The following is a 25,593-nucleotide window of genomic DNA, read 5'->3' as shown; positions in this document are numbered from 1 at the left end:
CTTGGTACGGATGAAATCCGGGATATGGGTGCTCAACATCTTCTATGACACCAATTCAGCCTCCACAAGGAGTTGGGGGCTGGGATTGCTCCCAGCCCCCTGCCGTTACCACATCCGCCGCCACATCCACCGCACTTTTGAAGCGCGACCTGCGACTCGACGCGAGGAATTCATCATCCTCACCCGCGCGCGTCCCGATTCCTCGATCGCATCGCGCCGCCGCGCTTGCCCTCGCCCGCATCGGGCGCGGGACTCAATCAGAGTGGGCCCCGGAGACTTGTCTCCCACCTTCTCATCCGTTCGGACAACTGGCGAAAATCTTTTTTCGCCGCGCGCCTGTCATCCTCGACCGCCCCCACCAGCCAGTTGCCTTGCTCTTCCTCCACCCGTTCCCCGGGGCCCTTGAACCCTCACTTCATGAGCAGCCGCTGGTGCTGCCGCAGTTCATGCATTTGTAGCAACTGCCGTTGCGCACCATGATGCTCCCGCAATCCGGACACGGCGGCGCGTCGGCCTGATTGATGAACGCCTGGCGCATCCCGCTGTCCTTGCCGTCGCGCAGACTCGGCGCGATCGCGAGCGTGATCGGCGCTTTGCTCGCCACTGCCGCGGTCTTCGACTCGATACTTCGATCCGCCTCGATGATGCCGACTTCGCGCTTGGCTTCTTCGTCGAGAAACTTCGACGCCATCCATCGGAACAAATAATCCACAATCGACTTGGCGAACGGGATCTGTGGATTCTTGGTGAAGCCGGACGGCTCGAAGCGCATGTGCGCGAACTTGTCGACCAGGAACTGCAGCGGCACTCCGTACTGCAATGCGTACGAAATCGCGGTCGCGAATGAATCCATCAGGCCGGAGATAGTCGAGCCCTGCTTGGACATCATCACGAAAATTTCGCCGGGCGACCCGTCCTCGTACATGCCGACCGTGATGTAGCCTTCGTGCCCCGCGATATCGAATTTGTGCGTGATCGAGTTGCGCTCGTCGGGCAGTTTGCGCCGCTTCACGCGCATCTCGTCGGCCGCCGCGATCGCCACCGCCGCGGCGGTGTCCGCCGCTTTTTCTTCCTTGCTCTTGCCGGTGTTGAGCGGCTGCGTGCGCTTCGATCCGTCGCGATAAATCGCGACCGCCTTGAGCCCGAGCTTCCACGCGGTGAGGTATGCTTCCGCGACTTCATCGACGGTAGCTTCGGCCGGCATGTTGATCGTCTTCGAGATCGCGCCGGAGATGAACGGCTGCACCGCGCCCATCATCTTGAGATGCCCGTGCCACTGAATCGTGCGCGAGCCGGAGCGCGGCTTGAATGCGCAATCGAAGACCGGCAAGTGCGCATCGGCAAGTTGCGGCGCGCCTTCGATCGTTTCGTTCTCGTCGAGGTACTCGACAATCTCCTGGATTTCGCGCGAATCGTAGCCGAGGCGCTTGAGCGCGCGCGGCACGGTGTTATTCACGATCTTGAGCATCCCGCCGCCGACCAGTTTCTTGTACTTGATGAGCGCGATATCGGGCTCGATGCCGGTGGTGTCGCAATCCATCATGAACGCGATCGTGCCGGTGGGTGCGATCACGGTTGCCTGCGAGTTGCGATAACCGGCGGCGGTACCGAGCTTCAGCGCCTCATCCCACGACTCACGTGCGGCGCGCAGCAAGTCGAGCGTGACGAATGACGGATCGAGCTTGTAGGCTTGGCCGCGATGGCGCTCGATCACCTTGAGCATCGGCTCGCGATTCGGCGCGTAACCGGCGAACGGGCCCATCTGCTCGGCGATGCGCGCGGATTGCAGGTACGCCTCGCCGGTCATCAGGGCGGTGATCGCGGCAGCATAGCTGCGGCCCTGCTCGGAATCGTAGGGCATCCCGAGCGCCATCAGCAGCGCGCCGAGGTTGGCATAGCCGAGGCCCAGCTCGCGATACGCGACGGCATTGCGGCCGATCTCGTCGGTCGGATAGGAAGAGTTGTCGATCACGATGTCCTGCGCGGTGATCATCACGTCCACCGCGTGGCGGAACGCGCGCACGTCGAACTCGCCGCGCTCGTCGATAAACTTCATCAGGTTGAGCGAGGCGAGATTGCACGCCGAGTTGTCCAGATGCATGTACTCGCTGCACGGATTCGACGCGTTGATGCGTCCGCTCGCGGGGCAGGTGTGCCAGAGATTGATCGTGGTATCGAACTGCATCCCGGGATCGCCGCAGGCGTGCGCAGCCTCGGCAATCATGCGGATGAGATCGCGGGCACGAATCGTCTCGGCGATTTCGCCGGACTTGACGAAGCGCGTATTCCAGTTGCCGTCATCGAGCACGGCCTGCATGAACTCGTCGGTCGCGCGCACGGAGTTGTTGGCGTTCTGGAAAAACACCGAGCCGTAGGCGTCGCCGTCGAGCGACGAGTCGTAGCCCGCTTCGATCAACGCCCACGCTTTGCGCTCTTCTTCGACTTTGCACTTGATGAATCGCTCGATGTCGGGATGGTCCGCATTGAGCACGACCATCTTGGCTGCGCGGCGCGTCTTGCCGCCCGACTTGATCACGCCGGCCGACGCGTCGGCGGCCTTCATGAACGAGAGCGGTCCCGACGCGGTGCCGCCCGACGACAGCTTCTCGCGGCACGAGCGGAGCGCGCTCAGATTCACGCCTGCGCCGGAGCCGCCTTTGAAGATCATCCCCTCATTGCGGTACCAGCCGAGGATCGATTCCATGTTGTCATCGACCTTGAGGATGAAGCAGGCGGAGCACTGCGGCTTCTCTTCAATGCCGACGTTGAAATAGACGGGGCTGTTGAATGAGGCCTTCTGGTTGAGCAGCAGATGAGTCAGTTCGGCGTGGAAAATTTCGCGCGCGTCGGCGGTCGGAAAATAATTCTGCTTCTCGCCCCAGCCGGTGACGGTATCGACCACGCGCGAGATCAGCTGGCGGACGCTGGTCTCGCGCTTGGGCGCGCCGGGCTGCATGCCAACCTGGCTGAGCGGTCCGCGAAAATATTTCGAGACGACGACGTTGGTCGCGGTCTGCGACCACGGGCGCGGCACCTCGACGTCCTTTTGTTCAAAGACGATACGGCCGTCTTCGCCGGAGATGATCGCGCTGCGGAAATCCCAATCGACTTCGGTGTAGGGATCGACGCCGGGAGTGGTGAAGTAGCGCTCGAGCGCAACGCCGCGTCGTGCGGCGGACTTGTCAGTCGTCGCGGCGGGACTGCCGTTGTCGCGTTCGCTGGATTTTGAAGTCGGTTTCAAAGCTATCTCTTTCTCGCTCGCGCCACCCGCCATCACCGCCTCCTCCCGAACCCGCCAAGTTACCGTCGCGTTACGTCCGGATTTCGCATCATCCGAGCGCCTTCCCCCGCCGCTCTGCGCCCCTAACGATTCGAGGTGCGTGGGCGGCAATATAACCCAATGCATATGCCGGATGTCAAGCCCGAACCCCTACAGGTAGTGTATGAGAACTTGTGCACAACCCATATATTAGGTTGTTGATAACTTTTGGTAAATGTTCGCCATCATTAAAAATACAAGCCCGACAGAGAATTCATATAAATTGTGCTTATGCTAAGGTGGATAGATCCGCGGTTACCGAGTGCGACCCTTGCGACCCGCAGTATGCGTCCATCGATGCGCGGCGCTATGCTGCGAAATCCATGTCGATGCAGCGTTACAAAGCTCCGCAGCAAATCGGCGCGGCGATGCAGCCTCTGCTCGAGCGACTCGATCGCGAGGGGCATTTCGCGATCGTGCGGATGGTGAAGGCGTGGCCAGAGATTGTCGGAGAGGCGATCGCGCGGCGGACTGAAATCGTGTCGCTGAAATTCCACACGCTGGTGGTAAAAGTTTCGGGCGCGATGTGGATACAGGAACTCAACCTGATGAAACCGCAGATACTCGCGCGCGTCACAGAACGGATGGGCGACGACGTGGTGCGCGAGTTGCGATTTATTCAAGGGCGGCTTAGCCGGCGCGAGCGGCCAGCATTGCGCACGGTGCCGCGTGCGACGCGGAAATCGATCGAGTTGCCAGAGCTGAAGGATCCGGAACTGCGGGCGGCATTCGAGCGACTGATCGAGGCGTGGGGGCGCGCGCCGCGCTGAGAAAAGAGAAAGAAAGCGCCGGGGAAGAAGAGTTCGAAACCTCACGAGGTTTCGAGCTTCCCGTGGCAAGTAAGATGCGCGCTTCGCGCTGCTAGTAACAGAAAGGTCAGAAAGCACGATTGTAGTGTGCGTGCTGCGCGCTAGTAGTCTTTGTTCAGCGCGGCCTCCGCTCAGCGCACGTAAACTGGATTCGATAGAATCCACATATGGCCGCCCCGATACGCCTCGATTCGATACGCGCCCGCCGACTTCGGCGCGAACTCGAGGTTCCTCGCGTTCTCTGCCGACGCGACCTCGGCGCCGTTCTGATACATCGCGATGCGATCCGCCGCGTCGGGCAGTTCCGCCTTGAGAGTCATGCCGGGCGCGAATCTCACTTCATCGCCCATCAGCGCCTTGCTCCCAGTGTTCGCATCGGCGGTTTGCGCGAAGAACGTAAACTGGCCGACATAGCCTAGAAAATCGAAACTGACGTACGAATGCCCCAGCTTGAGCGCCTCGACCAACGGTTCCTGATCGCGCTCGCGCGCCAGCAGATGCGTCGTGTAGAAGAGCATCAGTTGCGGCGTGGTGCCGACTTTCGAGCCGAGCACCGTCAGGTCGTCGGGCGCGCCCAGGCCGGCGAGCATCGTGACGCGCGCACCGGCGGCAATCCTGTCGTAGAAGGCGAGATTCACGTCGGGTCGCACGTCGAGGCTCGCGAGGAACTTGTCCGTGTTCGTGAAAATCGCGCGCAGATAGAGCGCCGCCGGGCTCTGCTCGAGCCACGTATCGCGCTGATTGTACACCTCGATTCCGTCGGCCAGCGCGAAGTCGGCCGGATTCGTGAATTTCGCCGGCTGTGCCGCGATCGCGAGCCCGCCCTGGTCGCGAATCGCGCTAATCAGATCGGCGGTGCTCAAATCAGGATGAATCGGCTCGTGGAGATTCACCCCGATGATTCTGCCGCCGCCGCTCTCGAACGCGCCGCCCGCGATAAACAGAATCGTCGAGGTGAAGCCCGGGATTCCGTAGTCGGAACTGCCCGGCTCGATGCGATCGCCGGGAATTATGAAATCGATTTGCGCTTCCTTCGCGAGATCCGCGACGCCCGCCTGGTCGAGTCCCGTCGCCCCGATCCTGAAATCGAAAATTCCGCGATAGTCGCGCAGTCCCGGAAACTCAGGCACCGGCGCGATGAATCGTGCGGGCGGCAATTCCGTGGTGGGCAGCGGCGCGGCGCATCCTGCGAGCACGATCGCGGATAACGCGGCGAGCAGTGCCGCGAGAATCAGCCCCGCGTTTGCGAACGCGGCCGCAGCGCGCGCGAAGTGCGATCGTGCCATCGACGATTTAATTGATCGAGCGCCCCTGCGCGCCGTCCACCGGGATGCACGCGCCGGTAATCCAGCTTGCGCGCGGCGACGCGAGCATCACGACCGCATACGCAACTTCGTCGGGACGTCCGAGCCGTCCGGCGGGGAAATCATGGCTGATGAAATCTTTCTCGAACGCGGGATTCGCCTTGAAGACCTGCTGCCAGACGCCGCCCTCGAAAATGATCGAGCCCGGCGCGATCGTGTTGACGCGGATTTTTTTCGGCGCGAACTCGCGCGCGAGCATCTTGGTGAAAGAATGAAGCGCCGCCTTCGACGCGTTGTAGGTCAGCGGCCCGCCCGACTCGCGCCCGTAGATCGATCCGATATTGATGATCGAGCCGCCGCCGCGTTTCTCGAGGTGCGGGGCGCAAAGGCGCGCGAGCCTGACCGGCGCGAAGAGATTCAGGTCGAAAGTCGTTTGCCATGCGGAATCGGGCAGGTCCGCGAGCGCGCCCGGCTGCGCCCCGCCGGCGTTGTTCACCAGCACATCGATACCGCCGAGTTGCTTCGCGGTTTCATCGACCCATCGCCGCGCGAAGTCGGCCTTCGTCACATCACCGACGAATCCGATCACGCGCGATGCGTTCGATCGCGTCAGTTCCGCGACGGCATCATCGACTGCTTCTTTGGTGCGGGCGCAGATGCTGACCTGCATCCCCTCGTCGGCGAGCGCCTTGGCCATCGCGCGCCCGAGTCCGCGGCTAGCGCCGGTGATCATCGCGACCTTACCGTTAAGTCCTAGATCCATCTGGATACTCCTTGCTCTGGCGTTCCGTCTTTATAAGCTCGCATCTCGCAGTTCAATCTACTCGTCGGATGACTAGTGCCGCATAGATTTCGACTTGAGAATTCTATGAACGACACAAAAGCATTTCTGCCGGATCCCGTCGTCTGGACGAACTATGAGCGGCAACGAAAAGGTGCCGCAATGAGTCGCGAGCGGGTTTGTCAATGCGGGTCTGACCCCCCGCGCTGGGCGGATTTAAAGATTGAACCACGCGGTATGAAGCGCGTTCAGCTTGTCGAGCAATTCCTGAGGTTTCGCAAATTCTGCGTCCAAGGCGTCTAGCATCGGCTGCGAAAGCTGCCGTTCGATGTGATCGAGACGATCAGTCGGGATTTGCCCGTTAGCGAACTCGTCCGATTAGAGCCAACAGCAAAGAAATCAGAGAACCATACAGGGACTGGACGCTGATGGAACTGCTGCTTAACCAACGGCAGCAGAGCGCGGAGGTTGCCTTCGTACAAGCCGCTTTTGATCAGCGCCCGGATCTTCGCTTTGCTGGTCGTGGCCATGAAAGTGAATCAAGTCCGACAAGGTAAACAAGGCATCATATTTGACTCCCCGCGCCTCGATGGTTTTGCGCCCGTCTTGTTCTTCACGATCTATCAGGGCGATCACTCGGCGGACTTCAAGCCCTTCCTCACGCGCTCGATCGATCGCCATGATTGCTGAGCCACCAGACGTGATCACATCATCAACAATCAGCGCTTTGTCACCTTGGCGAACATCGCCTGCCAGGCGTTTTCCTACTCCGTGCTTCTTCTGATCCTTACGGGCGACAAACGCTCGAACGGATTTTCCCGTTTCTTGCCAAATTTTGTCGGACACTGCTGTCGCGATCGGATATGCCCCTATTTCCAACCCTCCGACGGCATCGATTGGATCATCCTTCTCGATGATGGAATAGATCAAAGATCCAATCAGCATCCGTGCCTCCGGATGAGAGAGCGCTTTTTTGCAATCCACGTAATACGGACTGCGTTCTCCTGAGGCGAGAAGAAAGCCCTCGGTTTGATTCTCCATGTAAGAGGTTTGCTTCAGGATTTCGAGCAACCTGCTTCGTTCTGAAATCATCGCATCCCTCCGCCCGCGCTTTCCGGCAGGTTTCATTCAAAACTCTAGTCGGCGGATGTTATTGGAATGAGCAGCCGAAAAGCAACGAAACCTAACCGTCGCGCATGCACAACAGAGCCACGGCCTGTGGACAAAACGTCCTCTGCCAATATTTTCATTGGCCGGGGATGGGGTCAACTCACGATGAATCAAACACAACGGATTCGTTAGCGTTTGCCGAACGAGCTCCATGTGCGGCTCTTCACGTCTCCACCCGCAAAATCGGTACTGGCCTAATTTGAGCGCGAGTGGCTGAATTTGAAATGCGGAGTGGCCTACTTTGATTTGAGTCGGGGATCGTCGGTCGCGATACACTCCCAAAAGGCGACAGTAGGGACATCGTTCGGCCAATTCTTGGAGACCTCGGGAATCTTCACTCCATTGCGTTTTGCTTTCAGTGACGCCTTGCATTCCGCCGCAGTATCGAAACTTTCCACGACGCGCCAGTCCGAGAATGGCGCGTCAAGGAGCAGGCCGACTTTCGTATCGGCTGGCGGCATCATCAGATACCAGCCAACAAGCGTGAGCGCGGCAGCGTGGCGGGATTTCATCACAGGTTCTGAAGGAACGAGATGAGCCGCCTCTTTTGTTCCTCGCTGATCGGCACTGGTATCAGCACCTGAGCGAACTGCGGTGCATCTTGCGTAATCGGGTCCAACGCGACGTTAAAGACTTTTGATTTAGTGCTTTTATTTGGCGGAGTTCCCGGCCGGTTCTCTAATATCTCCGTTTCTTCAGTTTTCAATTGCGTTTCCTCATCGTTGAGTTCGTCGCCTGTCTGCGCTTCTTCCGATGAGTCTAGACCGCTTTCGACTGATATGCCAGCGAAACTTAATGAGCTTCGAAAATCCTTTATAAAGGCATCTACTGCCTTCGGATTGAAACCTTCGTCCGCTATTAATTCGGCCCGCAGGCTCTTGTCGGATGGCAGTCCTGTCGTCCTGTATCGGGCTACGAGCTTTCGGTAAATGTCAGGCAAAAGAGCGGCATCGCGAACCGCCTTTTTCCCTCGTTCTTCTTCTGGGAAAAGCAAAATGCTGACCGCTCGTTTGGTGACGATCACGCGATTACCCGCCATCTCGACGAGGCCGAACTTTTTCAGCCCAGCCAGTACAGACTTGGCTTCTCCGTGCGCTTTGTTGAAACCGATATGCACCGCAGCCGAATCGACTGTCGATCCCGCTTCGTGATCTTCATGGTACAGCTTGCCGACTCGCTTAATCGCGGCCTCAAGACTTTCCGCTGGATAGTTCGGACTCCGCTGCCTATGTTTTTTGGTGGGAGTTTGAGCGCCGTTTGAAGTTTGTTCGTTCGTCTCGACCATGTTCTTTGAGCCATCCTTAAAGATTGAGTCTGAATTATTGCTCCGTTACTTCGTGATAGTCAATACACCCTACTGGCTGATAAATATATCAGATCTACTGTTGACGTGTGCGCGCCACCAGGCTATCGTTTCTCGTATGGAGATTCGAATGAGAAGAGCGATAGCCTCCGCGACCATGTTCACCGAGAATCACACAGCAGCAATCGCGCTCTGGATCGCGTTTTATAATTTCTGCCGCGTGCACGAATCGTTGCGCGTGACGCCCGCGATGGCGCTTGGGGTGACGGATCATATCTGGTCGATTGGAGAGTTGATCAATGCTGCGGCGCAACCGTCAGACGTGCCGCCGATCCCGCGCAAGCCATCGACCACGCTGCGGCCCGGATACCGGCCATTCAGACCCATCGTGATCAGGGGCGGGAAGATGCCAAGACGTAAAGGAAAATGAAGATCGTCCAGAATCTCTAAGCCGAAGTCGGCCAGTGGTTTATTGGGCGTTTGATCAAGGCCGAAGCTGAAGGGAACGAACCGTTGTCGCGAAACCAAGCAGAATATCGCAGTCCGATATATAGGAAGACGATCGCGACAATTGGAAGAATGCTGATTCCAATCAGCGTGTAGGAAACATAACGAGCAGGGATTATAGCCCACGCAACATTGAGGGAATGGTAGCAAGAGCTAGCTATCAATATCGAAATTCCTGCACAAAACGACACGACCATAACGATAAGCGTTCCGATAATGAACCATCCAATTATTCTTTGCTTCCGCGTAAAGGTAGGTTTCTCAACCGGAGTCGGCGTAAATGGAAACGACTGCTGCTGCGTTTTGGGTACGAACCTTTGGAATATATCCACAAGCCCCGTAATCAAAATTGGGAAAGCGTTGAAGATTATTAACGGCAGCGCAATTACCACTGCGATTTCCTGCGCTGAATGAGGGGAATTCCAAAAGAATAAGAGAATCACCACGATAGTGGCGATCGCGCCATTTCGAACAAAGCGAAGCCAGTCTTTAAAGGTTTGCAGATGATCCATGGGAATCCGCTCGTTTCTCTGATACGATTTTAAGCCCCCACGGCAGGGGAAGAAAGATCCTGATCGCTTCTGTTAAAAGCCACGCAGTCAGCGCCACGATCGCCACTCCCTCGATAATGTCCAAGAGTTTCCGAATTCCCTCAAATTCTTGGGCAAACAGGTACGTTAAGAGCCATCGGTAGCCGCGGTGAGCAATCAGAATGATCGAGGCCAAAAGTAGGCGTTGGATCGCGATCCAGCCTCGAAGCCACAAATCTAGGTCTAGTCCAAAACGACCCCATCGAATCTCGTGCTCCTCCATTCCATTTTAGAGAATGATTTGCAAACTTTCCCACTTTTGAATGGAGTGGCCTAATTTCCCGACGCGGGTGGCCTAATTCGGCCAGTACCGTAAAATCCGGCGGGTTGACTCTAATCTCGGACGGACCTAAGCTCGGTGGGCTAAGCTACCGGACGGACGGAGGACTATGGAAATTCGGGTCGAAGGCTCCCTTGATCAAGCGATGCGCGTGCTCAAACGCAAGCTGGCCAAGGAGGGCGTGTTCAAAGAAATGAAGAAGCGCGCCTTTTACGAGAAGCCCAGCGTCCGCCGCAAGCGCAAGCGATCCGAAGCCCAACGCCGCCGCCGCAAGGAACAACGCCGTCGCCGCGCGTCCGCGATGTAGTCAATTTTCTCCTCGATTTCGTCGGGCGTTGGATTCCTCCAGCGCCCGTTTTCATTTCAGCTATTTGATCGCGACTGCGTTCGGCGGCGATGCGATCCCGCCTTCCAGATTGATCGGCACCGACACCAGCATGCATTCGTAACGCTTGTCGGCCGCGCAATCGGCCGCGAGTTCCTCAAGATTGAATTGCTCGCCGATCGGCAATCCCAAAAGGCAGAGCGTGCGGTAATGCAGCGCGCCTTCATCCTTGAAATCCCACGGCCACGGCTCGACCGCGGGACAATCGGTGCCGACCGCGGCGATGCGATTGTCCCAGAACCATTCGACCATCTCGCGCGTCGCCTCGATTCCGCACGCCTTCAGCTTCTCGAGCGGCGCCATCGCAGTCTTCTCCGCCGCCGACGCCGCCAGATACGCCGGCATCCATCCGGTGCGTATCAGCAGGATCGTGCCGGGCCGCAACTCGCCGCCCTGCGCGATCAACGCCGCCCTCAGATCGGCAAGGCTGTACGCCTCCGAATCGAGCGGATTCAGCGGACGCCCCTCTGCCGTGCGATACTTGCATACGTCGATCAGCACCGCGCGCCCGACGACCTTGTTCGCCCACTTGTGGATGCTCAGCCGCCCAGTCGGGCCATCCTTGATCTCGCTCGCCTTCACGCCGTTGTAGAGGCTCTGGTAGCGCGGGCTGCCGACGTGCGCGAGGCCGTCCCACTGGCTGCCTTCCTGGGTGTTGTAGTTGTCGAGCGAATCGTCGAAGCCGAGCAAGCCGTAACTTTCGAAGCTCAGGATCGTATGCTTGGCTGGGGTGCGATTGAACAGCGGCGGGGTCGCGTAGTTGATTTTGGTATCGAGCCGAAACACGGCGCCCTTGCGCACCAATCGCGCGGCTTCGACCACGCCGTCGGCGGAAAGAAAATTGAGGCATCCGAGTTCGTCGTCGTCGCCGAACACGCCCCACGAGGACTCGGCGGGTTTGCCCGGCTTGGCCGGCAGTTCGGAGAAGCGCGGAACTTTTTTCAAATCGATTTGCGCCATCGTGAGATCTCCTCGATAAACTCCGCAGCGGGGATTATCAGCTAGTCTTCATTGCGTAAGCGCAAACATACGACTCTGTCCGGCGATCGTGTCAAGGCCAATCGCGCGGCTGCTCGATTCGGCGGCGCATAATTTCACGATGATCCGGTCATCGATAATTTCGCGATAGTCTTGTATCGACGTCTGATTCACGATTGTTTGGGAAGGCATCGAAAAGGGGCGAGAGACGCACGTGATCGATCATCAGAACGAATTGTCCGCGATGAGAATGCTGCGAAATTTCGCGATGCTGATGCCGGCCTTGCTCGTGATGGCGGTGACGCTCAACACCGCTTCATGCGGTAGCGGCGGACTTTTGACCCCGGTCAGCAGCAATTCCGGGACTCCGACTTCGACGGCCACCAGCAATGTAGGCGGCTTCGGCTTCGTCACGAACTTCAACGACGCGAAGGTGTCGTCGCTGACGCGCAATACGACGACCGGCGCGTTGAAACGCAGCGGCACAATCGCGGCAGGAGCGAAAAAAGGTCCGCATGGGCTCGCGGTCGCGCCCAGCAACGCGTTTCTGTATGTCGCGAATGTCGCCGACGACAACATTTACGAGTTCGCGGTGAGCTCGACCAATGGGACGCTGACGGCGCTCTCGCCCGCTTCGATCAGCAATGGCAACGGGAGCGGACCCGATCAACTTGCGATGAACTCGGGCGGCAGTTTTCTCTGGGCGACGGGATCGAACGACGGCACCGTCGCGGCGTACACCGTCGATACCAGCACCGGGCAGCTAGCCAAGAACGGCGCGGCGCTCGGCGGATTCAATACTCCTTTCGGTATCGCGGTGAATTCGTCAGGCTCGATTCTGTACGTCGCAGACGCGGCGACCGGCGAAATCTGGCCGCTGACGATTGGCAGTGACGGTAAAATCTCGAAGAGTCTGCCCGCCGCGCATAGTGCCGACGTCAATGCTGACACGCCGGGATTTATCGCGATCGATTCCGCGGGCGCATCGCTCTTCGTTGCGGATCAGCAATTGGCGGAGGTCTCGAGTTTCTCGATCAACTCGACTACCGGAGCACTAACCGCGGCCTTCACTTTTCAAAACAGCAACGTGAATAACTCGCCGATCGGCATCGGCATCGGAGTGAACACCGGCGTCGAATTTCTGTTCACCGCGAACCGCGGCAGCGGCGGATTGATTGGCTCGATCTCGTCGTTCGTCGCTACCGGCACCACGCTGACGACGCCGCCGACGGTGGCCTCGGGATACAACGGACCGATCGGACTCGCGGTCGATCCATTGAATAAGTTCGTGTACGCGGCCGACTCCGGCGACGGCACCGTCTCGCTGTCGGTGATCAACGGGACTTGCGGCAGCTCGATATGCACCGGGCCGACAATCGCGACCGAGAACCCGGCGAACGCGAGCAGCGCACCGTACGGCATCGTGCTCTCGCACTAGGTTTACGCTGATCCTCGAAGAGGCCGCTCCCCGTCCGATTGAAGATGCGCGCTACGCGCTGTTAGTAAAAATGACGGAGCATCGAGTGGCGGCATCCGACGGTGGTGAAAGAGCCGTTATCGGTCACGGAGGGCGAAGCAGAGAGGACCTTCGAAGGCGCAATGGTTTAGTGGCGGGCGGGCGGATGATAGATCGTCGTGAGTGCCAGTCGCAATCAAGCCGGTAAGAGCATCATCGAGGATGGCGGTGCGGGCGCCGCTCGATGCGCGCGCGGTCAGCCGGGCGCTCGCGATCCTGCGGCGCGAGGCGCCGAAGTGGAATGCGCCGATCGTGAGTTTTATCGCGGTGCAGAGTCGCGATCCGTTCCGCACGCTGATCGGATGTATCCTGAGCCTCCGCACCAAGGATGAGACCACCGCGGCGGCTTGGCATCGATTGTTCGAGCGCGCTGCGACACCCGACGCGATCCTGAAACTCGCGCCGAAGACCCTCGAGGCACTTATCTACCCGGTCGGATTTTATCGCACCAAGGCGCGCGTGATTCGCGGAATCTGCCGCGACCTGATCGATAAGTTCGGCACTGTCGTGCCCGATGACATCGACGAGTTGCTGAAGCTGAAGGGCGTCGGGCGCAAGACCGCGAACCTGGTCGTGACCGAGGCGTACGGGCGGCCGGGAATCTGCGTCGATACGCACGTGCATCGCATCTCGAATCGATGGGGCTTCGTCAAGGCGAAGACGCCCGACAAGACCGAAGTTGCGCTGCGCAAGGCGCTGCCGCCGCGTCATTGGATCGAATACAACGGATTGCTGGTCGCGTTCGGACAGACGATTTGTCATCCGACGTCGCCGTGGTGCTCGCGCTGCAAAATTGCGCATCTGTGCCCGCGAATCGGCGTTATCCGCTCACGTTAAGAAGTGCGTTCACGTTAAGAATTCGTTCGCGCTTAAAGGAGTCATCATGCCAGGACCACTCGACGGCTATCGCATCATAGATGTCACGCAGATGGTTTCGGGACCGATGGCGACGATGATCCTCGCCGACCAGGGCGCCGACGTGATCAAGGTCGAGCCTGTGGGCGGCGGCGATTTAACGCGCGCGCTCGGCGGCGCCAAGCGCGGGATGGCGCCGACCTTCGCCGTAATCAATCGCGGTAAAAAATCGGTCGCGATCAATTTGAAGGATGCGCGCGGCGTCGACCTGCTGAAAGACCTCGTGCGAGGCGCCGACGTGTTCATCCAGAATTTCAGGCCGGGCGCGGCGGAGCGGATGGGAATCGGCGAGCCGGAACTGCGGCGAATCAAGCCGGAGCTGATTTACGTGTCGATCAGCGGCTTCGGCGAGAAGGGGCCGTACGTCCACAAGCGCGTTTACGATCCGGTGGTGCAGGCGCTCTCGGGCCTCGCGGCGATTCAGGCCGACGCGGCGACCGGACGGCCGCGCATGATGCGGCTGATCATTCCGGACAAGGTCACCGCGCTCACGGCGGCGCAGTGCATCACGGCGGCGCTGCTCGCGCGCACGAAATCCGGCAAGGGGCAGCACGTCAGGCTCGCGATGCTCGACGCGGTGGTCGCGTTCATGTGGCCGGAGGGGATGGCGCGTCATACGTTCAAGAGCAGTGACGGGGCCGCGATTCGAAACGGCGTGCGCGATTTGGTGTTCGAGACGGCCGACGGATTCATCACGGTGGGTGCGGTGTCGGATGCCGAGTGGGCGGGGCTGGCCAACGCGATCGGGCATCCGGAGTGGATCGACGATCCGCGCTTCAAGACGGTCGCGGGTCGTGCGCGCTATATCGACGAGCGACTCGAACTGACGCAGCAGGCGCTCGCCGGAAAGACATCGGCGGAATGGCTCGCGAAGTTCGACGCGGCGCAAGTGCCGTGCGCGCCGATCCTGAGCCGCGAGGATTTGTTCCACGATCCGCAGATCGCGGCGAATGAGCTGATCGTCGAATCGGTGCATCCGCATGCGGGCGCGATGCGCCAGCCGCGTCCGGCGGCCCGATACGAGGGCACGCCCACCGAGATTCCGCGCCCCGCACCGATGCTCGGTGAGCATACGGAGGCGGTGCTCGCGGAGTTAGGAATCGAGGCGGAGAAAATCGCGGAACTGCGCACGTCGGGAGTGATCGCGTGAGCCTCAACTTAGGAGAAGAGAAAGAAGAGATCCGAACAGCTCTTAGTTAACAAAAATCGCCTTAAACATTTCGTTCTTTTGGACGAGCCGAGGAAATATTGTGAAGGGGTACCGGATAAGGCTCACGATTATGTTATCGCTAGAGGCGTTGCTTGCGCCACATCTGTGAACGGCTGCGATGTTCAAGGGTTTTATTACGTCCCGAAGCATTCGGTCTCAAGACCCGCAGCGGTTTCCGTTGCCAGCACAGCGGACGCTCAAGCTTGTTCGCGAACTTGCACCCAGACGCACGAAATCTCGATGGGTAATTGCCGACAAGCCTACACGCAATATAACGGGCGTCGTATCGAAGCAGAAACCCAGCAATGTGTCGACAAAGTCGATGATGCTCGCGATGCGTGCCTTAGGACATGCCCGAGCTCCTAGTCTTTATCAGGTTAATCGACTCGCCAAAGATCGCGCTTAAGCTTCGAGACTGGCGGACTTCCTCCGCTTATTCTCAAGGCGTTGCTGTCGGAAGCTGTGAACGTGGACGGCAGGGGCCGCTCGGCAAGATCATAAGAGAAGAAAAGGGATTGGAGCACAATTGCTCCAACCATTTTGCGTGATAGCTTAGTTGCATGACGCAGAAAATTGGATTCGTAGGACTCGGCGCGATGGGCCTGCCGATGGCGTCGAACCTGATCGCCGCCGGCTATCAGTTAACCGTTTATAATCGCACCGCATCGAAGGCGGAGCCGCTGCTTGCGCACGGAGCTCATCGCGCGGCCCGCGCGGGCGACGTCGCGCGGCCGGGTGGAATCGTCGTCTCGATGCTCGCGGACGACGCGTCGCTGGAGGCGCTCGTCGCGGGCGAGGACGCCCTCGCGGCGAATCTCGGGCCCGACGGAATCCACGTCTCGATGAGCACCGTGTCGCCCGCGATCACGCGCAAGCTCGCGCGCGTGCACGCCGAGCGCGAGAGCACGATGATCGCGGCGCCGGTGTTCGGGCGGCCCAACGCGGCGGCCGCAAAGAAGCTCTGGATTTGCACCTCGGGACCGGCCGACGCGAAGGCGCGAGTCCGTCCGTTGCTCGAAGCGATGGGACAGGGCATTTTCGATTTTGGCGAAGACCCAGACGCAGCGAACGTGGTCAAGCTCGCCGGCAACTTCATGATCGCAGCTTCGTTCGAGGCGATCAGCGAGGCGCTCACGATGGTGCAGAAGAGCGGTGTCGATCCGGTCGCGGCGATCGAGATGCTGATGACGACGCTGTTCGCGAGCCCGGTGTATCAGGGCTACGGCGCCATGATCGCGCATCGGAAGTTCACTCCGGCGGGATTTCGGCTGCCGCTTGGCCTCAAGGATATCGATCTCGTGCTGAAGACGGCGGCCGAGGCAAATGTGCCGATGCCGGCGGCGAGCCTGCTGCGCGATCGATTCCTCTCGGCGATTGCGAAGGGTCGCGCCGACCTGGACTGGTCCGCGATTGCGCTGGGCGCGGCCGATGACGCCGGCCTGAAAGTGTCCCGCTAGCACGCGAAGCCTGGGCGCGATGAATCCGGGCCGATCGATTTGCGCGCTCCTGTTTTTGATCGCGGCGGTCGCGGTCGCGGCGCGACCCGCGCTCGCGATCGACTTCTACGAAATTCAGATTTATTCCGCCGAGACCGTGCCAAAGGGGCATCTCGAAGTCGAGCTTCATTCGAATACCGTCAGCACTGCGACCGGACACGAGGCGAAGGACGCGCTCAATCCGTATCAGATTCACGAGACGCTCGAGGCCTCGTACGGCGTGCTGCGATACCTCGAGGTCGGGCAGTACCTGTGCACGGCCCGGCTGAACAACGGCGAGTACGAGTACGCAGGTGCGCGCACCAAGGTTCATTTCGGCGTGCCGATGACGGAGCGATGGCCGGTTCGATTCGGCGCGAATATCGAGCTTGATTACATGCGCCGGCAGGCGGACGAGAATCCGCTGACGCTCGAACTGCGCCCGATTGTCGAGACGCATCTGGGGAGGTTCACCGCGATCGGGAACTTCGCGTTCGAGAAGCCGTTCAGCGGACCGGGGACGCATCGCGGGGTTGAATTGTCGCCGTCGGGTGAGATCGTGTACGACCTGTCGCGCTGGATTCAGCCCGCGGTCGAATATTACGGCGACTTGGGTCCCCTGCAGGTGATACCGGGGGTGCAGCGCCAGGAGCATTTTATCGTACCGGCGCTGAACCTGGACCTGATCCCGCAACTCGAACTGAATCTGGGCGTGGGTATCGGGCTGACTCGAACCAGCAACGGGCTGTTCCTGAAATCGATCGTGGGCTGGGCGTTCTAGCGGCGCCGCGGCGTCGGAAGAGGGGAGTAGGAGTTCGAAACCTCACGAGGTTTCGAGCTTCCCGTGGCAAGTAGGATGCGCGCTACGCGCTGTTAATAGGTGCAAAAAATGCGTGCGTTGTCGCTCGACGCCGGCGGAGAAAAGGATGCGCGCTACGCGCTGCTAGTACCGGTAAGAAAACGGGACAAGACTTAAGCTGCACGCGGGCCCCTTTCTCACTTTTCCATTACTAACAGGGCGTAGCCCGCATCTTCATCTTATAGCGATTCGGCCCTGCGGCCCGAAGTCGGCTTCGCGTCGCCACGGGAAGCGGCCCCTTCGAGGCTCAGGGTAAACTCCACCTGCGTGAGGTTTCGGAACAAGTATTTTCCTTCCGGTCGCCATGGTCGCCGGCCACGGAAACTGCGTTGCGCGCTTGGCCTGCCTTAACTATTCTCGATTGGACGCGCATCGCGCGTTCAGATGGCTTTCCCGTCACAACGCAAAATCGCTGACGAGAAACTTGGGCTGATTCTGGGCCAGGTTGGATCGGTGCGCCGGCGGCTCAACTCGCTCGCGCTGCAGCACGCGATATTTTTCTCGCTGGCGATTGCGATCGCGGCGGGCGCGGTGATCTACGTCGGAGCGTATCAGCTTTCGGCGCTGCAATTTCTGATCTGTTCGGCGGCGGCGATAGTACTCGGCGCGATCGGGGTCTTCGATGCGATCCGGCGCGCGTGGCGGATGAAAACCAGCTCGATGCGGGCCGCGTCGATCGTGGATGAGCGCGCGGCGTTGAAGGATCGCGTCGCGACGATCGTGGCGCTGTCGGGCAAATCGCATCGCGGGTCGCTCTGGTCGTACTTGGTCGAGGACGCGCTGAGCCATCGGAATGAATTCGCGGCGGCGAAGATTGAGCGGCGCCGCGTTTCGCGCGGTATCTACGCGCTGGCCGGCGCGGTCGCGCTGGCGATGCTGAGTTTGCCGCTCGCGCGAATCAAGCATCCGGCGCGGATCGTTCCCGGACAAAATATCGACGAGCTGACGATCGATTTGGACGATCTTCATTTGCGGCCGACTGAGCCGGGCGAAGAAACCGGCATGCAAGTCAACGCCGATCCGGCGACGATGCGCCGCTTGCAGGACAAGCTGATGCGCGAGAATCCGCAGGCGAGCGGCGGCGAGGGCAATTCGATCACCGGGCTGATGAATCATGCGCGCGAGATGGCCGGCAAATTTCAGAGCAAGCTCACCGGCGAGCAATCGCCCAAGCAGCGCCTGAATCTGCGCCTCGCCGACAACGGCGGAGGACTCGAGCGCAATGAGATTCGCCGGAGGCCGGAGCTAAGCGGCAAGAAATCGCGCGAAGATGCGGCCGGGCAGTTCCAGCGGGGCCAGCCGGAAACGGCGAATAAGTTCAATCTCGAGCACGACCCTGACGCATCTGGCAAACCGGCGCAGCCGAGCGGAAATCGCGCGGACCTCGGAGCGCAGAGTGGCGGGAAGGGTCGTTCGAGCGGCCAAGATGACGCGTTGCTCGATCACAGCTCCGATCAGAATGGCGACGCGGGGAGCAACGGCGGAGCTTCACATGGAATCGGCGCCGATCCCGATAGCCTCTTCGGCGCGCCCACTCAGGCCAAGCTCGGCACCGAAGGATTCGAGATCGCAATCGAAGCGCGGCCGGTCGATAAGGGCGCGAAGGGCGCGGGCCAGGCTTACGTGCCGCCCAAGGTGCGTACGCCGCTGAACGCCGATCAGCAACCAGATGAGCCGGTCGCGCGGGCGTCGGTACCGCCGGAAGATCGGGCGACGATCAAGAAGGTATTCGAAAGATGAGTGAGGTTTCAGCGGTGGAAACGCCGACGGTGGCGGACTTTACGCGGACGTTCCGGCGAATCCAGGCCGAGATTCACAAGGTGATAATCGGCCACGAGCAGGCGGTTGAGGAACTACTGTCGGCGCTGTTCGCGGGCGGGCACGTGTTGATCGAAGGCGTGCCCGGCACCGGCAAGACGACGCTGGTGAAGACGCTCGGAATCGCGCTCAACTTAAGCTTCAATCGAATCCAGTTCACGGTCGATCTGATGCCGGCGGATATCACCGGCACGCGCGTGATCCTGTCGAGCGAAGACGGGCGGCGCGATTTTTCGTTCCAGCCGGGGCCGGCTTTTTGCCATATCCTGCTCGGCGACGAGATCAATCGCGCGACGCCGAAGACCCAATCGGCGCTGCTCGAAGCGATGGCCGAGTTGCAGGTTACCGTATCGGGCACCACTTACAAGCTGCCGCCGCCGTACTTCGTGATGGCGACGCTGAATCCGATCGAGATGGAAGGGACGTATCCGCTGCCGGAGGCGCAACTCGATCGATTCCTCTACAAGGTGCGCCTGAATTATCCGGACGAAGCGGAACTCACGCGGATCATCTCGTCCACGACGGGCCCGGAAGAGGCCGGCGTCGAGGCGGTTTTCAGCGCGGCGGAGGCGCCCGAGCAGATCGAAGCGCTCAAAAAATTGGTGCGCGACGTGATGGCGGCGCCCGCGATGGAAATTTACGCGGCGCGGCTGGTGCGCGCGACGCAGCCGCAGAATTCGCGCTTCGTGGCGGACGAGGCGAAGGCGGTGCACGACGAGATGGTGAATCGCTACGTGATGTTCGGCTCGAGTCCGCGCGGCGCGCAGGCGCTGATCCTCGGCGCGAAAGTGCGCGCGCTGCTGGACGGCCGCGCGAATATCGCGCGCGAGGATATCGACGGGATCGCGGTGTCGGCGCTGGCGCATCGCATCATGCTGAACTACGCGGCGCACTCGGACGGAATCGACGCGTCGCATATCGTCGAGCGCGTGATCAAATCCGTTCGAGCGGCGCGCGGGTGAGGTAGGCGATGCTCGAGGCGCGCGCGTTCGAGCCCGAATTTCTGAGCAAGCTCGATCGGCTGGTGCTCGGGATCAAGCGCGCGCGGACGGTGCGCGCGGGTCAGCGCGCGCTCGGCCGAATCCAGGGGCTTGGAATCGAGCCGGAGAATTTCAAGGAGTACGCGGCGGGCGACGATCTGCGATTCCTCGACTGGAATGCATTTGCGCGGCTCGACGATTTGATGATTCGGACGTATCGCGCGGAACGGCAGGTCGAGATCACCACGCTGATCGATGCGAGCGCGTCGATGGGCCTGCCGGAGCGCGACGACAAACTTGGCCTCGGGCTCGCGATTGGCGCGTCGCTCGCCTACATCGGGATGGCCGACAACGATGCGGTGCGGATCGGCGCGTTCGCGATGCGCCGCGGCGCGATGAAGCTCGAAACCACGCCGCTCCATCGGCGGCGCGAATCGTATCTCAATTTCAAGCCGTTCGTGATGTCGGTGCGGGCGGGCGGCGAAACCCGGCTCGGTGCGGCGGTCGATCAATTATTGTTGCAGCGCCGTCCGACCGGCGTGGTCGTGCTGATTTCGGATTTCCTGGTGAGCGACGGTGAGACCGAAGATGCGATTCGGCGGCTGGTCGCGGCGCGCCACGACGTGAAGGTGGTGCACGTGATGGGCGAGCAGGAAAGCACGGGCGCGTATCCGCCGGGGCTCTTTCGCGTGCGCGACGCGGAGACGGGCGAGATTCGCGAGACGATTTTCGGTCCGGAAACGGCGGCGGCGTGCGCGAGGAAGGTCGCGGAGATCGGCGATCGCGTGCGCGAGGTTTGCAAGAGCCACGCGGTCACGTACGCGCAGGCGTTCGGCGCGAACAATCTCGAAACGTTCATGGAACGCGAGATGCCGCTCTTCGGGATAGTGAGATAGCGCGTGGGTTTCCTGAATCCGCAAAACCTCATCTATGCGCTGAGTATCGCGCTGCTGCTGGCGATTTACCTGCGCTCGCGCTCGCGTCCGACGATCGAGGTGTCGAGCCTGATGCTGTTCGACGAGGCGCCCGCGCCCGTCGCGAACGTCCGGCACGTGCGGCTCGATCCGCTGTTCTGGCTCGAGGCGGCGGTGCTCGCGGCGCTGACGCTGGCGATCGCGGGCCTGTATATTCGCACCGCGCCGAGTCCCGGCCACGGGCGGAGTCATGCGCTGATTTTCGATCTGGGCGCGGGCATGAGCGCGCGCGAAGGATCGAGCACGCGGCTGGGCGAGGCGCGTCGCGTCGCGCTGGAGATTATCAATCAGGCGCCAGTGGACGACGAGTTCAGCGTGAGCGGCTACGCGCTCGAAGCGCAGGTTATTCATCCGCAGAGTTCGAATCTCGGCGAACTAAGGAACGCGATCGCGGGACTCGAGCCGATGGCGGTACCGGCGCGGACGGCGGCTCTGAGAGCGGCTCTGATGCGCGCGCGCGGCGCGTCGGTGATCGATCTGTTCGCGGATCGGACGCCGCCGGCCGGAATTCTTGCCGATGTGTCATCGGTCGCGAAAGTAAATTTTCATCTGATCGGATCGAGCGCGGCGAACCTCGCGATCGTTTCGCTGGATTCGGGGATTCCCGGCGCGACCAAGGGCCGCGCGACGATTCGCAACTTCTCGGCGCAGCCTCATCCGTGCGATTTGGCGATCGAACTCAACAACACCGGAATCTTCCGGCAGACGCTGATGCTCGCGCCGCGCGAGCAGATGGTCGTGCCGTTCGGGCCATTGCTCGCGGGCGGAACGCTGCGCGCGCGAATCCTTAGCGACGACGCGATCGAAGCCGACAACAGCCGTTATGCCCACGCCGCGTCGGGCCGGCCGGCGCGGATGCTGGTGCTCTCGCCGGACGCGTCGGTGCGCGATGACGTGGCGCGGGTGCTGCTCGCGGTCGATTCGAATTTCCAGGTCGAGACCGCCGATCCGGCGAGCTTTCATCCGGCGCCGGCCCCCGGCGGCGAGACGCCCAAGCCCTATGAACTGGTGGTGATGCACGATGCGTTTGCGCCCGCCGTCGCCAGCGTATCGACGTTGCTGATTTATCCACCGGCGGCGCGCGCGGGACAGCAGCCACCGTTTGGAATTTTGGTGGAAGGAACAGTTTCCGGCGCTCAGATCAGCGACGCTCTGACGGGCGTGGCGAGCGGCGCCAAAGCGATGGCGCTCGAATCGACGCGAATTATCGCACTGCCGGATTGGATCGAGGCGATCGCGATAGCCGCGACGGGAGGGCGTCCGCCGTTTCCGGCCGCGGCGCTCGGACGCTCCGCCGCGGGGAGCGTCGGGCTGATCGCATTCGACGTGCGCGATCATCTGCTGCTTGCGCCCGACCATCTTGACGCGCTGGTCGTGACCGTCGATCTCGTCAAGCGACTGACTGCGACGCAAGAAGTGCAGATCGCGCCGACCGGCTCGTACCTGACGGTGCCGGCAGTGAAGGTTGCGCGCGTGACGAATCCCGACGGCAGCGTGCGGGAAGTTGCGGCCGACAAATGGGGCCGCGCGCGGATTCGGCCGATGCAATCGGGCCGTTACCAAGTCGAATCTGGATCGTTCAAGACCGCGGTACTGGCGAACTACTATGACGCGACCGAATCCGACCTCGCGCCGCGGCGCGGCGCGCAGGACGCGTCGTCGGAGGTATCGTCCACCGCTGCGAGCGCGAATCCGGCGCGCGAAGTGCGTCCGCTGTTAATCGTGCTCGCGGCGCTCGCGCTGCTCGCGCTGCTGCTCGAGAGCGCGCTGCTCATCAGGCACGCGCGGTGGTGGGGGATGCGCCATGTTTGATCGCCCACTGATGCTCTGGCTACTGCTCTTCGCGCCGCTCGTGGCAATTCCCGGAATCCTTGCGATGCGTGGCGGGATGCAGTTTGCCGGAGCGTCGGCGGCTGCGCTCCGGATGCTCTGCGTCGTCGGCATCGTACTGATGCTCGCGGGCTTGCGGATTCCCGGCCGAATCGCGGCGCGCAGCGTGGCGGTGATCGCGGCGCTCGATCAGTCGCGATCGATCTCGCCCGATCAGTACCAGTGGATGCGCCGCCGCGTCGAAAAGCTCAAAGCTGCGATGGCGCCGACCGACCAGCTCGCGGTGATCGGCTTCGCGCGCGACGCCCGGCTGCTGACGCCGCTCGGCGATCCGCGCCTGGTCGGCCAGATCGGCGAGGCGGCTGAGCGCGGTGCTACCAATATCGCGGGCGCGCTGACGGCGGCCGAGAGTTTGTTCCCGGCCGACGCCGACAAGCGAATCGTGCTGCTCACCGACGGCAATGAGACGGTGGATTCCGCCGCCGCCGAAGTGCCCGGGATGCTCGAGGACGGCATCCGGATTTACGCGGCCGCGCCGCCGCCGTCCGATATCGAACGAATCGCCGTGACGAATTTCGAATCGCCGGAGACGGTGCGCGCCGACCAGCGTTTCGCATTTCATATCGATATCGACAGCGAGGCGCATGCGCCGACGCCGGCGGTGTTGAAGCTTTATCGCGATGGAACGGCGGTCGGCGGCGAATCGATCACGCTCAAGCCCGGGCTCAACCGCTTCGAGTTGCCGTATCGCATGGAAAGCGCCGGCGCTTACCTGATGAGCGCCGAGGTCGTCGTGGCGGCGCCGAAACTCGCGGTGAATCCGCGCGCCGAGGCTGCGATCACGGTGACTGGCGCGCCGCGAATTCTGATCGCGTCGATGGCGCCGCCGGAAAGCGTAGTTGCAGCGCTCAAGCTCAGGAATTATCGAATCGATTTCGTATCGCCGCGCAGTCTCAGCGATCGCGCCGCCGACTATCTCCCGTATCAACTCGTGATCCTCGAAGACGTGCCGACCGGTTCGCTGACCGCGCCCGTACAGCACGCGCTTAATCGCTATGTAGCGGACTTGGGCGGCGGGTTGATCGCGACCGGCGATTCGCTGCGCGACGAGCAGTTGGCGGGCGGCGAACTCGAAAAAACGCTGCCGGTAAAATTTCAGACGCAGCCGCCGCCGCCGGCGCGCGAGTCGATCGCGGTCTACCTGTGCATCGATCGATCCAATTCGATGAGCTACGACTCGCGCTATCCGGCGGTGCGCGACGGCGAGCGGATTCGCTACGCGAAGGAAGCCGCGATCGCGCTCTTGCGGCAGCTCGACGACACGGATTTCGCGGGCGTGATCGCGTTCGATTCGCAGGCGTACGTGTTGGGGCATCTGCAGCCGCTCGGCGACGATCGCGCGGAGCTGGAAAATCGCATCGGACGCCTGCAACCGGGCGGCGGCACCGATTTCAAGGACGCACTGGAAATTGCGCAGCGCGAAATACTCAAGAGTTCGATTCCGGTGCGGCAGGTGATCCTGCTGACGGACGGCGACACCAATCGCCAGTATCACGATCACGACGATCTGATCGCGGAATTCGCGAAGCAGCATATTCCGGTTTCGACGATTCGAATCGGCCCGGACCTCGCCAACCTCCGCCTGCTGCAGGATTTCGCGCAGGCGACCGGCGGCGTTTTTTATCGCGTGCAGGATATAGAGAAGTTGCCCCTGCTGCTGGTCGGACTGACGCGCGAGGCGATGAATCGGCGCAAGCAAGGGCGGACCACGGTGGAAGCCGGCGAGGCAACTTCGATTCTCGCAGGGATAAATATCAACGAGATTCCCCCGATCGATTTCTTCGCGTCGACGGTTCCCAAAGATGGCGCGCAGGTGGCGCTCAAGGTATCGCGCGGCGACAAGACCGCGCCGCTGCTGGCCGCGTGGCAGTATGGACTCGGGCGCTCCGCGATTTTTGCCGCCGATCCCGATTCGCTCGCAACGCTTAGCTGGATCAGGTGGAACCGCTACGCGGAATTCTGGTCGCAGCTTGCGGGCTGGACGATGCGGCCCGGCGATTCGGGGATGTTCACGATGCGCATTCACGGTTCGCCTGACGGTTCGATCACGGTGGAGGCTGAACGGGCCGAACCGGCGCAGGTCAGCAACCTCGTCTGCCGCATCACGGGGCCGGGGCGCGTAACGGATATCGCGATGACGGAAGCGACCGCCTCGCGCTATACCGGCGAGGTCGGACCGCTCAGGCGCGGCAAGTACACCGCGACCCTGATGATCAAAGCGGGGGACACCGAGCGGGTGCTCGAGCAGCGCGAATTTGCGACGGCGGGATCGATCCCGGCCGACACCGCCGAACTGCGCATCAAGCCGGTGAACGTCGAACTGCTGCGGCATCTGTCGCAGGCCACGCACGGCGAGTTCGACGCTGCCGCGGAAGCGATCGCGCGGCATACCGGCCAGACCATCGCGTTTCGGCGGAGCGCGGAACCCTGGCTGATCCCGATTGTGATTGCGCTGTTCCTGGGCGAGGTGTTCGTGCGCCGCCGGTTTATCGGCGACTAGGCGGGCTTCGCACAATCTCGCAGATGACGG

Annotated in this window: 21 protein-coding genes; 13 read left to right on the top strand and 8 right to left on the bottom strand. The window is 61.2% G+C overall.

Going from position 1 to position 25,593, the window contains the following annotated elements; all coding sequences use genetic code 11:
- Positions 1-415: 415 nt before the first annotated feature.
- Positions 416-3,274, bottom strand: a complete 2,859-nt coding sequence (locus Q7S58_RS03195) for a vitamin B12-dependent ribonucleotide reductase (protein ID WP_304820734.1) — start codon at positions 3,272-3,274, stop codon at positions 416-418.
- 374 nt (positions 3,275-3,648) lie between these two features.
- Between Q7S58_RS03195 and Q7S58_RS03190 the strand changes: the two genes are divergently transcribed.
- Positions 3,649-4,089, top strand: a complete 441-nt coding sequence (locus tag Q7S58_RS03190; RefSeq protein WP_304820732.1) for a DUF721 domain-containing protein — start codon at positions 3,649-3,651, stop codon at positions 4,087-4,089.
- Positions 4,090-4,259: 170 nt separating this feature from the next.
- Here Q7S58_RS03190 and Q7S58_RS03185 read toward each other — a convergent pair whose 3' ends face one another.
- The 5 genes from Q7S58_RS03185 to Q7S58_RS03165 all read right to left on the bottom strand — a co-directional run bounded on the left by Q7S58_RS03185 (position 4,260) and on the right by Q7S58_RS03165 (position 8,668).
- Positions 4,260-5,414: a hypothetical protein gene (locus tag Q7S58_RS03185; protein ID WP_304820730.1), complete on the bottom strand. Its 1,155-nt coding sequence runs from the start codon at positions 5,412-5,414 to the stop codon at positions 4,260-4,262.
- 7 nt (positions 5,415-5,421) lie between these two features.
- A complete protein-coding gene (locus Q7S58_RS03180; RefSeq protein WP_304820728.1) occupies positions 5,422-6,195 on the bottom strand; it encodes an SDR family NAD(P)-dependent oxidoreductase in 774 nt (257 codons plus the stop codon).
- Between the two features lie 459 nt (positions 6,196-6,654).
- Positions 6,655-7,305: an orotate phosphoribosyltransferase gene (gene pyrE / locus Q7S58_RS03175; RefSeq protein WP_304820726.1), complete on the bottom strand. Its 651-nt coding sequence runs from the start codon at positions 7,303-7,305 to the stop codon at positions 6,655-6,657.
- Positions 7,306-7,619: 314 nt separating this feature from the next.
- The gene (locus tag Q7S58_RS03170; RefSeq protein WP_304820724.1) at positions 7,620-7,895 is read right to left on the bottom strand and encodes a hypothetical protein; all 276 of its coding nucleotides are present in this window, start codon (positions 7,893-7,895) and stop codon (positions 7,620-7,622) included.
- Entirely contained in the window at positions 7,895-8,668 is a 774-nt protein-coding gene (locus Q7S58_RS03165) for a hypothetical protein (protein WP_304820722.1), read from the bottom strand. The genes Q7S58_RS03170 and Q7S58_RS03165 overlap by 1 nt, the downstream gene beginning before the upstream one ends.
- A gap of 148 nt (positions 8,669-8,816) precedes the next feature.
- On the opposite strand from Q7S58_RS03165, the gene Q7S58_RS03160 reads away from it, so the two are divergent.
- Positions 8,817-9,116, top strand: a complete 300-nt coding sequence (locus Q7S58_RS03160) for a hypothetical protein (protein WP_304820720.1) — start codon at positions 8,817-8,819, stop codon at positions 9,114-9,116.
- 16 nt (positions 9,117-9,132) lie between these two features.
- Here Q7S58_RS03160 and Q7S58_RS03155 read toward each other — a convergent pair whose 3' ends face one another.
- A complete protein-coding gene (locus Q7S58_RS03155; protein ID WP_304820718.1) occupies positions 9,133-9,705 on the bottom strand; it encodes a hypothetical protein in 573 nt (190 codons plus the stop codon).
- A 467-nt stretch (positions 9,706-10,172) separates the two neighbouring features.
- On the opposite strand from Q7S58_RS03155, the gene rpsU reads away from it, so the two are divergent.
- Positions 10,173-10,370 (top strand): 30S ribosomal protein S21, encoded by a 198-nt coding sequence (gene rpsU, locus Q7S58_RS03150; protein WP_304820716.1) that lies wholly within the window; start codon positions 10,173-10,175, stop codon positions 10,368-10,370.
- Positions 10,371-10,430: 60 nt separating this feature from the next.
- Here the strand turns inward: rpsU and Q7S58_RS03145 are convergent, their stop codons facing one another.
- The gene (locus Q7S58_RS03145) at positions 10,431-11,408 is read right to left on the bottom strand and encodes a cyclase family protein (RefSeq protein ID WP_304820714.1); all 978 of its coding nucleotides are present in this window, start codon (positions 11,406-11,408) and stop codon (positions 10,431-10,433) included.
- Positions 11,409-11,676: 268 nt separating this feature from the next.
- On the opposite strand from Q7S58_RS03145, the gene Q7S58_RS03140 reads away from it, so the two are divergent.
- The 10 genes from Q7S58_RS03140 to Q7S58_RS03095 all read left to right on the top strand — a co-directional run bounded on the left by Q7S58_RS03140 (position 11,677) and on the right by Q7S58_RS03095 (position 25,563).
- Complete coding sequence (locus Q7S58_RS03140; protein ID WP_304820713.1) at positions 11,677-12,864, top strand: beta-propeller fold lactonase family protein; 1,188 nt, start codon at positions 11,677-11,679, stop codon at positions 12,862-12,864.
- A gap of 240 nt (positions 12,865-13,104) precedes the next feature.
- On the top strand, positions 13,105-13,779 hold the full coding sequence (gene nth / locus Q7S58_RS03135) for an endonuclease III (RefSeq protein WP_304820711.1): 675 nt from the start codon (positions 13,105-13,107) through the stop codon (positions 13,777-13,779).
- A gap of 46 nt (positions 13,780-13,825) precedes the next feature.
- Positions 13,826-15,007, top strand: a complete 1,182-nt coding sequence (locus Q7S58_RS03130; RefSeq protein WP_304820709.1) for a CaiB/BaiF CoA-transferase family protein — start codon at positions 13,826-13,828, stop codon at positions 15,005-15,007.
- A gap of 620 nt (positions 15,008-15,627) precedes the next feature.
- Positions 15,628-16,524: an NAD(P)-dependent oxidoreductase gene (locus Q7S58_RS03125; RefSeq protein WP_304820707.1), complete on the top strand. Its 897-nt coding sequence runs from the start codon at positions 15,628-15,630 to the stop codon at positions 16,522-16,524.
- A gap of 19 nt (positions 16,525-16,543) precedes the next feature.
- Positions 16,544-17,323, top strand: coding sequence for a hypothetical protein (locus tag Q7S58_RS03120; protein WP_304820706.1), 780 nt, complete (start codon positions 16,544-16,546; stop codon positions 17,321-17,323).
- 462 nt (positions 17,324-17,785) lie between these two features.
- On the top strand, positions 17,786-19,141 hold the full coding sequence (locus Q7S58_RS03115; RefSeq protein ID WP_304820704.1) for a hypothetical protein: 1,356 nt from the start codon (positions 17,786-17,788) through the stop codon (positions 19,139-19,141).
- Positions 19,138-20,181 (top strand): MoxR family ATPase, encoded by a 1,044-nt coding sequence (locus Q7S58_RS03110; RefSeq protein ID WP_304820702.1) that lies wholly within the window; start codon positions 19,138-19,140, stop codon positions 20,179-20,181. Before Q7S58_RS03115 ends, Q7S58_RS03110 begins: the two co-directional genes overlap by 4 nt.
- Before the next feature lie 8 nt (positions 20,182-20,189).
- A complete protein-coding gene (locus Q7S58_RS03105; protein WP_304820700.1) occupies positions 20,190-21,095 on the top strand; it encodes a DUF58 domain-containing protein in 906 nt (301 codons plus the stop codon).
- 3 nt (positions 21,096-21,098) lie between these two features.
- A complete protein-coding gene (locus tag Q7S58_RS03100) occupies positions 21,099-22,985 on the top strand; it encodes a BatA domain-containing protein (RefSeq protein ID WP_304820698.1) in 1,887 nt (628 codons plus the stop codon).
- On the top strand, positions 22,978-25,563 hold the full coding sequence (locus Q7S58_RS03095; protein WP_304820696.1) for a VWA domain-containing protein: 2,586 nt from the start codon (positions 22,978-22,980) through the stop codon (positions 25,561-25,563). Before Q7S58_RS03100 ends, Q7S58_RS03095 begins: the two co-directional genes overlap by 8 nt.
- Positions 25,564-25,593: the final 30 nt, after the last annotated feature.

It is taken from the genome of Candidatus Binatus sp., assembly GCF_030646925.1.
In the GTDB taxonomy this organism is placed as follows: domain Bacteria; phylum Desulfobacterota; class Binatia; order Binatales; family Binataceae; genus Binatus.
The sequence above is the reverse complement of the archived record's forward strand: the minus strand, read 5'-3'. Positions and strand labels throughout refer to the sequence as shown.